Here is a 13,320-nt window from a genome sequence, read left to right as displayed (position 1 = left end):
ATGGACAACACGGCGAGTCACAAACGCAATGTGCATATTGTCATTGCAGACGATCATCAGCTTTTTCGTGAAGGTGTTAAACGGATTATTAATATGGAAGATGACATGGAAGTTATCGGTGAGTGTGGCGATGGCATCCAAGTTATTGAATTGTGTAATCAAATTACGCCCGATATCGTGCTCATGGACATCAATATGCCTCTTGAGAACGGAGTAATTGCAACAGAACGTCTGAAACTGATTTTTCCAGATATTAAAGTCATCATTCTATCTATTCATGATGATGAGAGCTACGTATTTGAGACGCTTCGTAAAGGGGCTTCAGGTTACTTGCTGAAGGATATGGAAGCAGAGTCGCTGATTAATGCGATTCGTTCTGTTGTTGCAGGACATGCCTACATTCATCCTAAGGTAACGGGTAAGCTTATCAATCAACTAAGACGTATGACGTATCTGGATGACGTTGGTGTGGTTGGTACGGGAACAGGCGTGAAGGATTCTGGATTGAAGTACATACATAATGCAAATAGTCCATTAACCAAGAGGGAAGCAGAAGTGCTTCGACTTATGGCAGAAGGCAAAAGCAATAAGCTGATTGGCGAGTTCTTGTATATCAGTGAGAAAACAGTGAAAAACCACGTGAGTAGTATTCTTCAAAAAATGGAAGTTGATGACCGTACACAAGCGGTAATTATCGCAATAAAAAATGGTTGGGTAACGCTGTAATCCACGATACCGCATTTCCGGGCCTATAGGAACCCCCCTTTGCTCTGCCGCATACACTGCAGGTAAGGGAGGGACCCGCTATGTGGATTGGATTGCTTTGTATCTTCGGTTGCTATGGCGTGAGCATTATCGTGCTGCATCTCTTATTACGTAAGGGAACGATGAAGAAACCAGCTACTGTTTTACTTGTTACCAAAAATAATCAAAATCAAATTGAGTGGGTAATTCGCTCATTATTTTTCTTTTCGCGTGTAAGAGGCAACCAGGTCAAGGCAACGATTATTGACGAGGGTTCGTCTGACGATACTAGAGAAATCATTGAGCGTTTATCCCATACGTATGCTCTTGAGCTGCGTTTACAGTCTGACTATGATGCCGTTGATCGTTTTTTAAGTCAGCATGATGAAGATCCTGTTGTACTCGTTCACCTCAGTAATAGAGAGGAACTTGTAAAGATTCCTGTTGTTTGATGGAAAACGCTTTAAGAATTGACTAACATAGACCTTCAACCAACACGCACGCTACACTATTTGATGAAGAGAGAACGGTGAGGAATGAAGGTTCAGATCTATGCTGTTCGCAAGAGACATGTGTGGGAGTGGAAATTTACGTTACATGCCCAGACAGATATCCAATATTGGTTCGAGCATTACGCAGCCGACGCCGGCCTCGTATTGTTCGAACCTTTTGTTTCGTTTGGGCAGGGGATTCGACTGCTCGAGGGGCTGAGAAAGAGGGATGCGGCTTCTAAAGATTACAGCGAGAGTCAGGTACTCGAGATGGTTAAACGGGAAGCTGCTTTGCGTGGAATGGCGCATGTGGATGCAATGTGTTCGGAAGTGATTGACTACATGTCTTGGTTTGGCAAAAATAATAGTAAGATTCAACTACACGCACCCACGTATATTAGTCTCGTAGAAGCTTGCAGGGGGCGCTCCCTATTGGTAGATGAGCTTCAGCAGCTAATCGAATCTCCTGGTGTCGAGACGGCAGGGTTGAAGGCTTCGTGGCCATCTTATTTGCAACTTGCCTATCTCAATGGCGATGTGTCGCTCACTAGCGGCCTGCTCTTGCAGGTGAAGCGCGACTGGCGGCGATGGCTTCGGAAGGCTTCGCATTACGCCTGTAAACGCTGTGGAAGCGGAGAAGCCCGGATGTTCTGGTCGCCCTGCTTGGATTGCGGACAAGACTGCCCCTATTGCGAGGAGTGCCTCACCATGGGCAGGGTCCGATCCTGCTCCTTGCTGGTGCTCGGCGGTTCGGGCAGTGGGCTGTCCGCCGCAGGCGAAGAGGCTGCCCACGAACTGCAAGCATACATCGAGCCCTGGGGGCTCAGTGATGCTCAGACCCATGCTTCCCTTGAGGGGCTTCGCTACATCCAAGGGAAGCAAACTGGCGGCCCAGGGAAGTTCCTCATTTGGGCCGTTACGGGCGCCGGGAAGACGGAGATGATCTTCCCGTTCATTCACTACACCGCCGCTCGTGGCGGGCGTGTGCTCATTGCTACACCACGCAAGGACGTGGTGTTAGAGCTAGAGCCGCGCATCCAGCGGGCGTTCGCAACGTACAGCGTGGTTACGCTGTACGGAGGGAGCGAGCAGCGCTGGGAGCAAGGGCAAATCACCATCGCAACAACGCACCAGTTGTTGCGGTTCCATCAAGCTTTTGACCTCGTCATCATCGATGAAATCGATGCCTTCCCGTACCACAACAACCCCATGCTTAGCTATGCAGCAGAGAAAGTGTGCAAACCTAGCGGGACGAATATCCTGCTATCAGCGACTCCACCTACGCGCGTTAGACACGCCGCCGAACGTGGGCGACTGCCACATGTCCGTGTCCCTGTAAGATTCCATAAACATCCCCTTCCAGTACCCCAGTTGATCTCTACGCCTGCTTTAAGACAATCCATCGCAGCCCAGTCAATCCCGCAGTCAATTCAAACCAGATTAGAAGTATCTATTGAGCGTGGAGCTCAAGTTTTCGTGTTCGTTCCGAATATTCAGCTAGTGGAACCGATGGTGGAGTTGTTAAGAAGTAAATTGAGGGGAACCGACCTGGATGTTCGGGTTGAAGGTACCTCCTCCAAAGACATCTCGCGTACGGAGAAGGTTCAGCTTTTCCGAAGTCGGGAAATTCGCGTGCTCGTCACGACAACCATCCTCGAACGTGGGGTAACTGTACCCCAATCTGATGTATTTATTTTGGATGCAGACTCGAAGTTATTCGATGAAGCAGCGCTTGTCCAGATGGCAGGTCGGGCTGGGAGATCGAAGGATGACCCCTATGGAAAGGTTTATTTGGCGGCAGCGGAAATAACAAAATCACAGAAAGAAGCCCTTCGACAGATTCGCACGATGAATCGTATTGCACGAAAACAAGGCTTTCTACAAGGAGGTAAGGTATGAGCGAGTGGTGGAGGCGGATGGGGGACTCGTTATTTTCACTATTAAGTCCTAAGCGTGAAGCGTGCTTATTATGTAAACAGGTGACCAGTCTAGAGAGAGGTCAGTTGGGGCTATGTCCTGTGTGTTACACACGGATTCCGTGGATTCGTAAGGTCGTTTGTGTATCTTGTGGGCGGGGTGAGTATTGTCCAGATTGTCGCCGAAGGTCTAACACCAATTTTACGAAAAGCCGAAGTGCCGTTCGCTATGATGAGACGATGAAAGAACTGCTAGCCAGATATAAGTACCGTGGGGATGAGCGATTAAAGACCGCGTTCGGTCAGATGTTGGTACATGCCATGCAGCAACTACGGATAGATAGGCGGCCATCTCCATCAACGGAGCAGGTCCGAGAGATTATCACCTACGTTCCCGTAAGTGAGCAGCGCATGCAAGAGCGTGGATTTAATCAAGCGGAGCAAATGGCGAGAGAGTTAGGCCGGCTAGCTGGCTTCCCGGTCGTGCGTTTACTCACTCGTTCTAAACATACCGCGAAACAAAGTTTCAAAAAACGAAACGAGCGGATCGACGATCTAGCGCATGTTTTTGAGTGTGATGCCATAGAGTTGAGGGAAATTGTTGCTCAAGGAGGAGCTGTCCTTATTTATATCGTAGACGATGTGTACACAACGGGGAGTACGATGAATCAGTGCGCGATGGTGATCAAAGAGAGAATGTCGATACCTGTCGAAATATGCGGATTAACTTGGGCGAGGTAAATGGGGGATCGTCTTATTTTCACAAAAATAGTATTAGGCAAAAGCTGTCGAATTGCGGTAAACTGGAATTAAAAAGTGGAAAATGGGAATACTGAGAGGGGGATATACAATGAGTATGAATGTGCAGAATTGTTCGCGTTGTGGGAAAATATTTGTAAAAGGCTTCGCTGATTTTTGTCCGAATTGCATGAAGGACTTAGAGTTACAATATGAGAAATGTGTGAAGTATCTTCGTGAAAATAAAGGGGTCAATATTAACGATTTAAGTGAAGCGACAGGTGTCTCTCTTAAACAAATTACAAAGTTTATTCGTGAAGGCCGCATTTCTATTCTGCATGCGCCTAACATGTCGTATCCATGTGAAGTATGTGGAACTCTGATCCGTGAAAATACGATTTGCGAACCTTGCCGAATGAAGCTCGTAAAGGATGTAAGGAATAATTCGGAGGATGAGCGGCGTAAACAGGATAATGCTTCTCAGGAAAGTAAAGTTAGCTTTAAAATTCAAGAACGCTTACGGGACCGCCATTAATTTAGAAATAGGTCAGTAGAGATATAAAGTTTCATATAGAAGATGCCGATAATAGTTCTAACGATTATCGGCATTTTATTTTTTAGGTCAGAGAATATAGGAGTGTATCGGTATGAAAATTAATGATAATGGGCGCATTGGTAATGTGAATCCATATAAGAAATCGGGAGAATCGACATTCGCACAGGCTGCAGGGAAGAAGGGTAAAGCGAAGGATCAGGTTGAGATATCTGCTGAAGCGAAAGAGCTGCTTGGTGCTCAAGGAAATCGAACAGAAGAGCGATCCCTCCGAATTGATCAATTGAAATCTTCTGTTGTATCTGGCACTTACCATGTGGACGCAGGTAAAATCGCAGAGAAGTTGTTACCATACTTGAAATAAACAACTCGTTTATACATTAGATAAAAGTGGGTGACGACCATGTCCATACAGCCTTTATTGGAAACGATGAACACACTGCAGGAAGCACATGAGGCGCTTCTTGAACTATCCAAGGTAAAGAAGCAGGTTCTTGTCAACAACAATATTGATGAGCTCAATATGATTGTTAATCGAGAGAATAAGTGGGTTAGAGCGATTGCAGAAGCCAATCAACAACGTATTATATTCATCGGTTCTTACTTGATATCGAGAGGTTACAATCCTAATCCCAATATCACGGTAAGTGATTTAATTAAAGTTATTTTTAAAGCTGAAGAGAAGCAAGCACTTACGAAAGCTCAACAAACACTGCTTGTTACCATAGAGGAATTGAAATTAAATAACGTAATCAATCAACAATTGATTGAGCAATCATTGGCTTTTGTAGACTATTCACTGGATCTTATTATTGGACCGCCAGATGATGATATGATGTACAAAAATCCGAACCAAGTTAAGAGCGTAAATCGGCAAGGTCTTTTCGATCGAAGAGGTTAGGTTAAAAACGTAATCAGAATACCCAGTAGGGCATAGGAGAGAGAACCATGAGATCAACTTTTGGCGGAATTGAGATTTCCAAGCGTGGGATTCTAACGCAGCAAGCAGCACTTACTACAGCTGGACATAACGTCGCGAATGCGAATACGCCAGGCTTTTCACGCCAGGTTGTCAAAATGGTTGCTTCTGAGCCTATTGAGGCATTAAGTTTTAACCGTTCAACCATCCCTGGTCAAATGGGGCAGGGTGTCCAGTTTACAGAAGTGAAACGTATTCGTGAAGCTTTTCTAGATAAGCAATATGCGAATGAAAATAAGAGTCTAGGCGAGTGGACTGTTCGCCAAGATACTCTAGAGAAATTAGAAGCGATTATTAATGAGCCTTCTAATACAGGTCTTCGCCAAGTTCTTGATAACTTCTGGAATTCTTGGCAAGAGCTGAGTAAGCAGCCAGATAATTTGGAGACAAGAGCTGTTGTTAAAGAGAGTGCATTAGCAGTCACTGACGCGTTTAATCATGCAGCGAAGCAATTGAACGATCTTGCGTCCGACTTAAACGACAATATTACGGTTAAAGTCACACAAGTGAATACAACACTAAAGCAAATTGCCGGCTTGAATAATGAGATTTTCCGGGTTGAGGGTCTTGGCAATAATGCGAATGATCTTCGTGACCAACGGGACTTGTTAGTCGATGAATTGTCTAAGGTTATCAATGTTTCCGTTCAAGAAGAATCCGGCGGTTATCGGGTGAAGATGGGTAATCAGGATTTGGTGGTGGCAAGCACTGCAACGGAGTTCGATGAGAATACGGTAGCTTCAGCGTATCCAGCTGATTTGAACAGCGGTGAGCTTTATGGACTTGTACTATCTAATCAACGTTACGTTACAGAGTATAAGAATCAACTAAATTCGATGGTTTCTACCATTGTAACTTCAGTGAATACGGCGCATAAAGAAGGATACACGTTGCAAGACCCTCCTACAAAGGGTGGCGATTTCTTCGCTCCGGTTACTGATTTCAGTACAGCTGCAGCCACATTCAAAGTTAGTGCGAATATTACAGATAATGTTGAAAATATTGCAGCTTCTTCGAAGACTTATTTTGATGCCAGTGGTGTTGAGCATGTTGTCAAAGGTAATAATGAGCTAGCGCTGAAAATGGCGGGAATCAAAAATCAGAAATATAATTTTGACGGATCGGGTGTTACCAAAATCATTTTGAATGGTGGGACATTTGACGAGTTCCTTCGTGCAGTAGTCTCCGAAATCGGGGTCCAAACGCAAGAGGCTCAACGTCAGGTTTCTAACCAGAAAATACTCGTCGATCAAGTGGATGCAAGACGTCAATCCGTAAGCGGTGTTTCGTTAGATGAAGAAATGGCCGATATGATTAAATACCAGCACGCATACAACGCGGCAGCGCGTTCCTTAACTACATTTGATGAGATGCTAGATAAAGTAATCAATTCAATGGGTATGGTAGGCAGATAGAAGTAAGTAACAAAACTAGAGGTATGGGGTGGAATTGGTATGGCTCTTCGCGTCACACAAGGCATGTTGAATACACAATTGTTACGTAATTTAAATGGGAATTTGTCTCGGATGGATAAGCTTCAAGATCAATTGTCGACTGGTCGCAAGATCAATAAGCCTTCAGATGATCCAGTGGGAATTAGTTTCTCTATGCGCTATCGCAGTGAGTTAGAAACGAACGATCAATATCAGAGAAATGTCGATGCGACGGTTTCTTTTCTAGATTATACGGATACGATGTTGGATCAAACAGGAAGCGTATTACAAAGAGCTCGTGAACTTGCTGTAACAGCTGCGAATGGCACTAACTCGGAAGAGTCGTTGAATGCGATGAAAACGGAGATTGACCAGTTGTATAATCAGTTAACGAACATCGGAAACAGTCAATTCAATGGGAAATTTGTCTTCAATGGGCAAATCACAGATAAGGCGCCATTTCCTGATCCGGATAATGCAGCTAATGCTGTAACGGATAGTGGTGAAATTAAGTTCGAAATTGGTGCTGGCGTTCAAATCGCCATGAATAAAACTGCGGAAGAGATTTTTGGTAAATCCGGTGATGTTAATAACGCTTTTCAAATTCTAAAAGATTTGTCTGCGGCTTTAGCATCAGGTACAACACCAGGTATTCAGAAGTCTATTGAACTTATGGATCAACGAATGAGTGGAGTCCTAGGAGCACGTGCGGATATTGGTGCCAAAACAAATCGTGTTCAGCTCGCGGAGGAACGCCTGCAAGACATTGGTATTAACTTGCAAAGTCTGCAATCGAAGACGGAAGATGCAGACATGTCATTGGTCATCACTAATTTGAAAATGGAAGAGAATGTCTATCAGGCTTCGCTTTCTGCCGGATCCAAAGTGATTGTTCCTACATTAGTTGATTTCTTGCGATAATAATTTCGATTAGGAGGCGGTTGAAGTGCCAAGTATTCCACAAATACAAATAAGCCAGCAACCAGCTCTAATTGGAATAGATGCCGACCTCGGAACGCAAGATATTCGACAGCCTAGAGCTACTTATGAAATGCAAGTCGATCGTCCTAAACAGGACATAAGACAGCCTAGAGGAGAATTAGAGATAGATCAAAGCCGAGCTTGGGATGCCCTTGGGCAAGGACCAATTCTAACAGCGTTGAGCCGGATCTATTCTCAGTGCTCTCAAATCGCTATGCAAGGAATCGCCAGGCGCGTAGAGGATGGCAATAGAATGGCTGCCATTCATCGTGGCGGGAATGCAATTGCTGATATTGCGAAAGACCTTAGTATTAGCCGTCCACAATTCGATTACTACGGTGAAGCGAGTTATGACAATGTCGATATAACGTACACTGCACGTAAAGCTGAAATCAACGTTACGGACGGCAAAATAAATGTTAATGCGCAAGTAAACAAGCCTGAGATTGATTACAATCGAGGTAAGCTGGATATTTACATGAGACAATATCCTAAGGTAGATATCTCGGTCTCACAAATTGATTTCAAAACATAATGGGGTATAATCAAGCTATAGATGATTTCTATAGCTTTTTTTATTCGTTCAAATGAAGGAGCTAGGTAGATGAAGATAACGACTTTATTTTTCGGAGAGATCGAAGTGCAGGACTCAGATATAGTCACGTTTACACAAGGAGTGCCAGGCTTTGAAGAACTAACCAAGTTTACCCTGGTTCAGCCAGCTGATAGTGCTCCTTTCTCATATTTCCAATCCGTGCAAGAAGGCGGTCTTACTTTTTTGGTAACAGACCCTTTTCTTTTCTTTAAAGATTATGAATTAAGTATTCCCGACGCTGTGCAGACTGAATTAAACATTGAGAAACCTGAGGATGTGCAAGTCTGGTCCGTCGTTACGGTAAATGATGATTTTACGAAAATTACACTTAACCTCCTGGCGCCTATCATATGGAATGTAGAAGAGCAGTTAGCCAAGCAGATTATCTTGCACGACTCGGAGTACAACGTCAAACATGAAATCGTGTTAAGCGAAGTAGGCGAACCAACACAAGTGGAGGGGTGAGGAGTATGCTCGTATTGGCCAGGAAAAAAGGAGAGTCGATTATGATCGGTGATCAGATCGAGATCGTCGTTCTGGGCAGCGAGGGAGACACGATTCGTGTCGGCATTCGCGCTCCAAAACATGTCGAAGTTTTCCGCAAAGAGATCTATCAGAACATACAGGAATCGAATAAAGAGGCGATTTCTAATCCGATTAGTCCTTTAAACCTAAGCAAATTAATGAATAAGTCCAAATAAAGCGGAATGTCGACCCTGGTCGACATTTTTTTGTAATTACCTATAAACTTTCGGAATCGCTAGGACGATATATATAACAACGGGCCTCAAGCTGGGCGGCCGACCCGCTTGTGAGCTCAAAATAAATCCACATGGATGTGGATCAAACGAACCTTCAGGAGGAAGAAACACATGAGAATTAATCACAATATCGCAGCAGCGAACACTCACCGTCAATTGACGGGTAACACAGCAGCAGCAAGCAAATCCCTTGAGAAATTGTCTTCCGGTCTTCGCATCAACCGCGCTGGTGATGATGCAGCTGGTCTAGCAATCTCCGAGAAAATGAGAGCACAAATCCGTGGTTTGGATATGGCTTCCAAAAATGCTCAAGATGGTATCTCCTTGATCCAAACAGCTGAGGGTGCATTGAACGAAACTCACTCCATCCTTCAGCGTATGCGCGAATTGGCTGACCAATCCGCAAACGGAACGAACACAAACGACGATCGTACAGCGATTCAAGAAGAAGTAAAACAATTGAAAGACGAAATCGATCGTATCGGTAACACAACTGAGTTCAATACTCAAAAATTGTTGAATGGTAACTTGAAGAATGGTGGCGGTGCAAGCGTTGCTACTGATTCAACAACTGGGGCTGTTGTAGCTAAGTTATCTGGGGCTGTTCTTACTGGTGGTGCTTCAATCGATAGTGGGACTTTAAGTTCAGCTTCATTTACTGAAGAAACGCTAAAAATTGATGGAAACGAAATTAAAATCAACTGGCAAAACCTTACTAGTTCTGAAAAAGGTATTCTGAGCGGTGTTACAAGCAGTTCCACTTCACAGAATGCTGCTAAAGACTTGATTATCAATAAAATTAATGAGGCAATTGATGCATCAGGTAAGAATGTTGCGCATGTATCAGGCTATATAGATTCAAGCGGCGCTTTAGTATTGAAAAGTGGAACTGCAGGAAAAGACTCTAAGTTAGAAGTAGCGTCTGGTGGCGTTCTTGCAGCTACTGGATTAAGTACAACGGCAACTTCAGGAAGCACATTATACAATGGAACAACAGTAGGTAGTAATTCAACAGCATGGTTGAAAATTGGTGATATTGATTTTAGAGAAATCACGTTTTCATCTGCCATTACTGGCGGAACTACAACCATGAGTGGCGCTGCATCAACTATCCAAAGTGCGATTAATACTGCAATTGCGACTCATAACACAGGTAAAACTGAAAGTGACCCTGGGTACTTGCAAGATGTTGTTGTTAACGTGACGAAGGATGGCAGATTCCAAATTACTAGCGAATCCGGTGCTGTTCAGCTATCTGATAAAGAGGGCAGTACATTTATTAAAGATCTTGGATTGAGCGCAGCTCAAACAGAAGGCATGAGTGGTGGCGGAGTTACTTTCCAAATTGGTGCGAACCGTGGACAAACAATCAGTTTTGGTATTGGCGATATGAGAGCGACTGCTCTTGGTGTAGCTGATGTAGATGTTTCAACGGCTACAAGTGCATCCCAAGCTCTAGATAAACTTGATAGTGCAATCAAAAACGTTTCTTCCCAACGTTCCAAAATGGGTGCTGTACAAAACCGTTTGGAGCACACAATCAACAACTTGCAAACAGCTTCTGAGAACTTGACTTCCGCTGAATCCCGTATTCGTGACGTTGATATGGCGAAAGAAATGATGGACTTCACGAAGAACAACATCCTTTCCCAAGCAGCTCAAGCTATGTTGGCTCAAGCAAACCAACAACCACAAGGCGTTCTGCAATTGCTTCGTTAATATCTATTTTATATTTATCAAGACTGGGGCTTTTCTTCCCAGTCTTTTCTTGTTATTACCTCTTTATTATTGTTCGACAAAAACCGATAATATTGTATAAGACTACATAACACAGGATATATATTGAAGAGGTGCCTTATGCAAAATAACCCTATTAACTCCCAATTAAACGAAGTAATAATGAGCTGGGAGCAATATCTGAATCGTTCTTTGCCTTTGATGAAGGAGTTAGCGGATCGTTTTTATAAATCTATTGAACAACAGCCATGGGGGGAATTGCCGCAACTAACTGAAGCGTTTTTGTGGATCTTTCAGGTGTTTGAAACGTTGGCGCAAGCTGGGGGTTCTTCCTATGAAGCTTGGAAAGATGTTGAACAAGCGATGAACGCGATTTCTCACGAATTGCAGACGCTGAATGATGCGATAAGCGATAAAGATCCGGTCGCAGTTGGGGATATCTTGAATTACGAAGTGTTGCCTAAATTAGAAGGACTGCATAGCGTTGTTTCGATGATAATTAAACATGAGGTTGCTCAAAATGAAACTAACTGACAATGTAGTGTTTTTAAAGTCCAGATATCCCTTTCTTACAAACAGAATCGATTTAAATGGTCGTAATGATACTGTAGAAGTTATAGAAACGAAGTCGGGGCATCCAACATTAGCAGCTAGTCATTCTGGACATATCGATTACTTACATAGTAAGTATAATCCGGTGCATGAGGCTGAGAAGTTTATCGAACAGTTTGTCGATGTTGAGCATAATCACGTGCTTTTTTATGGTGTGGGGCTCGGATATCATATCGAATCGTTTATAAAGCATTTTCCAGCAATTCCGTTTTCAATTTTTGAGCCAGACATTGAAGTGTTTCGCGCTTTTATATCGTACCAAAACCTAAAAAAATGGAAAATGCTCAGACATATTTATGTGGGAAGCGATGCAGAGCAATGCAAGGCCAGTGTACAAGATTTTGTAAACCAAACTGACGGACAAGTTACGATTATTACTTTGCCGAGCTACGAGCGTGTCTATGCGGCTGCGTATAAAATATTTTCTGAGAGTATGCAGTATTATCTTCAAGAAGCTCGAAAAATGTTTCAGGTAAGATATGCATTCGAGAAGAAATGGATTATTAACAGTCTTGATAACTTTAAATATACAGTTCAAGCGGGCAATATATTTGATAAAAAAACCTCTTTTGAAGGGAAGCCTGTTCTTATCGTCGCTGCAGGGCCTTCATTAGTTGAAGAAATCGAAAACCTCAAATATATTAAGGAGCAAAAATCTGCGTATATCTTTGCTGTTGGTTCAGCGATTACACCTTTATTAAACCATGGTATTATTCCTGACGGAGCTTGTACCTATGATCCTCATTTTCATAATGTGAATGTCTTCAAAAAAGTGATTGACGAGAAGATTACAGACATTCCACTTATTTATGGATCAACTGTAGGTGCTGGAACACTGAAGGACTATCCTGGACCGTTGTTGTCTCTTTTTACAAATAAAGATCCCATTGCGGGTATGATATTAAAAAAGGAAAATGATAAAGCGCTTGTGAAGGTTGATGATGCTCCATCAATTGCGGTAATAGCTTTGCAATTATTTTCTGAAATGCGCTGCAATCCAATTGTTTTGGTCGGTCAAAATCTTGGTTACCGTAATAATAACTATTATGCAAGTGGTCTTGAAAACGTCAAGGTACTTGTCCAAAGTGATCTAGATGCTTCTTTCCAAGTGGAAGATGTTTTTGGTAGTCTTATTCAAACTGACTGGTCACTTAATACAATGAGACTTGAGATGGAGTTACATCTGAAAAAGTACCCAGATAGAACCTTTATTAATACAACACAAGGTGGCGCTAAGATTCAAGGAACTCAATTTATGGATTTAAGCGATGTCATAAAGAAGTATTTAAATGAAGAAGTCGTGGATTTGAAATGGTATGCCAATGAAGGGCCAGGATATGATCCGAATTACCTAATGGAGCGAGCAAAGTTCTTGGAAGAGAAGAGAGTGCTCTTTGTTAAGCAGATCGATGAAGTTATTGGGATTTTTAATGATATGAATCGCAGTGTTAATCAAAAAAATGCTAAAAAAGCGTTCAAACTAACGCAAAAGTTTGATACTGTGTTTGATGCTTTTCAAACAAATGAATTTTACAAAACCGTTCTTAAGCCGATGAATATGCTTCAGCTTGAGTGGCTAACTAAACAATTCGATGCTATAGTGCATGAACCAGACATATTGGTTAAAACAACGAAGATTATTGAGAAGATCGGCAAAGTTGTTTATGATATCCAGAGGGATTTGGTAATGATTGATCCGTTATACTTAAATATGCAAAGATCTTTGCAATCTGCCCTGGATCAAAAAAGTGCGATGATCAATTAGAAGTGGGGCTGTATT

The 13,320-nt window shown here is 43.0% G+C and carries 15 protein-coding genes; all 15 read left to right on the top strand.

The features are described 5' to 3' along the window. The gene (locus A8708_RS28875) at nucleotides 1-726 is read left to right on the top strand and encodes a response regulator (RefSeq protein WP_056611570.1); all 726 of its coding nucleotides are present in this window, start codon (nucleotides 1-3) and stop codon (nucleotides 724-726) included. A gap of 80 nt (nucleotides 727-806) precedes the next feature. After that, nucleotides 807-1,196 carry a glycosyltransferase family 2 protein gene (locus A8708_RS28870; protein ID WP_068669530.1) on the top strand — a complete coding sequence of 130 codons (390 nt, stop codon included), beginning with the start codon at nucleotides 807-809 and terminating at the stop codon, nucleotides 1,194-1,196. 84 nt (nucleotides 1,197-1,280) lie between these two features. Then, a complete protein-coding gene (locus A8708_RS28865) occupies nucleotides 1,281-3,134 on the top strand; it encodes a DEAD/DEAH box helicase (protein ID WP_068669528.1) in 1,854 nt (617 codons plus the stop codon). Continuing rightward, entirely contained in the window at nucleotides 3,131-3,892 is a 762-nt protein-coding gene (locus tag A8708_RS28860) for a ComF family protein (protein WP_068669526.1), read from the top strand. Before A8708_RS28865 ends, A8708_RS28860 begins: the two co-directional genes overlap by 4 nt. Nucleotides 3,893-4,007: 115 nt before the next feature. Further along, nucleotides 4,008-4,424: a flagellar protein gene (locus A8708_RS28855; RefSeq protein ID WP_239696890.1), complete on the top strand. Its 417-nt coding sequence runs from the start codon at nucleotides 4,008-4,010 to the stop codon at nucleotides 4,422-4,424. Between the two features lie 112 nt (nucleotides 4,425-4,536). Further along, nucleotides 4,537-4,806 (top strand): flagellar biosynthesis anti-sigma factor FlgM, encoded by a 270-nt coding sequence (flgM, locus tag A8708_RS28850; RefSeq protein WP_068669522.1) that lies wholly within the window; start codon nucleotides 4,537-4,539, stop codon nucleotides 4,804-4,806. Nucleotides 4,807-4,845: 39 nt separating this feature from the next. Beyond that, nucleotides 4,846-5,343, top strand: a complete 498-nt coding sequence (locus A8708_RS28845) for a flagellar protein FlgN (RefSeq protein WP_068669519.1) — start codon at nucleotides 4,846-4,848, stop codon at nucleotides 5,341-5,343. A 47-nt stretch (nucleotides 5,344-5,390) separates the two neighbouring features. Continuing rightward, nucleotides 5,391-6,836 (top strand): flagellar hook-associated protein FlgK, encoded by a 1,446-nt coding sequence (gene flgK, locus A8708_RS28840; RefSeq protein ID WP_068669518.1) that lies wholly within the window; start codon nucleotides 5,391-5,393, stop codon nucleotides 6,834-6,836. A gap of 39 nt (nucleotides 6,837-6,875) precedes the next feature. After that, nucleotides 6,876-7,775, top strand: a complete 900-nt coding sequence (gene flgL / locus A8708_RS28835) for a flagellar hook-associated protein FlgL (RefSeq protein WP_068669517.1) — start codon at nucleotides 6,876-6,878, stop codon at nucleotides 7,773-7,775. Nucleotides 7,776-7,800: 25 nt separating this feature from the next. After that, entirely contained in the window at nucleotides 7,801-8,370 is a 570-nt protein-coding gene (locus A8708_RS28830) for a DUF6470 family protein (RefSeq protein WP_068669516.1), read from the top strand. A 69-nt stretch (nucleotides 8,371-8,439) separates the two neighbouring features. Then, a complete protein-coding gene (gene fliW, locus A8708_RS28825; RefSeq protein WP_068669515.1) occupies nucleotides 8,440-8,895 on the top strand; it encodes a flagellar assembly protein FliW in 456 nt (151 codons plus the stop codon). 5 nt (nucleotides 8,896-8,900) lie between these two features. Then, nucleotides 8,901-9,131, top strand: a complete 231-nt coding sequence (csrA, locus tag A8708_RS28820) for a carbon storage regulator CsrA (protein WP_068669513.1) — start codon at nucleotides 8,901-8,903, stop codon at nucleotides 9,129-9,131. 171 nt (nucleotides 9,132-9,302) lie between these two features. After that, a complete protein-coding gene (locus A8708_RS36910; RefSeq protein ID WP_068669511.1) occupies nucleotides 9,303-10,910 on the top strand; it encodes a flagellin N-terminal helical domain-containing protein in 1,608 nt (535 codons plus the stop codon). A gap of 138 nt (nucleotides 10,911-11,048) precedes the next feature. Further along, the gene (locus A8708_RS28810) at nucleotides 11,049-11,462 is read left to right on the top strand and encodes a hypothetical protein (RefSeq protein ID WP_068669509.1); all 414 of its coding nucleotides are present in this window, start codon (nucleotides 11,049-11,051) and stop codon (nucleotides 11,460-11,462) included. After that, complete coding sequence (locus A8708_RS28805; RefSeq protein ID WP_068669508.1) at nucleotides 11,449-13,305, top strand: motility associated factor glycosyltransferase family protein; 1,857 nt, start codon at nucleotides 11,449-11,451, stop codon at nucleotides 13,303-13,305. The genes A8708_RS28810 and A8708_RS28805 overlap by 14 nt, the downstream gene beginning before the upstream one ends. The last annotated feature ends 15 nt before the right edge of the window (nucleotides 13,306-13,320 follow it).

The sequence above is a fragment of the Paenibacillus oryzisoli genome (genome assembly GCF_001653565.1).
GTDB classification, from domain to species: Bacteria; Bacillota; Bacilli; order Paenibacillales; family NBRC-103111; genus Paenibacillus_E; species Paenibacillus_E oryzisoli.
This window is presented reverse-complemented; position numbering and strand designations above follow the sequence as displayed.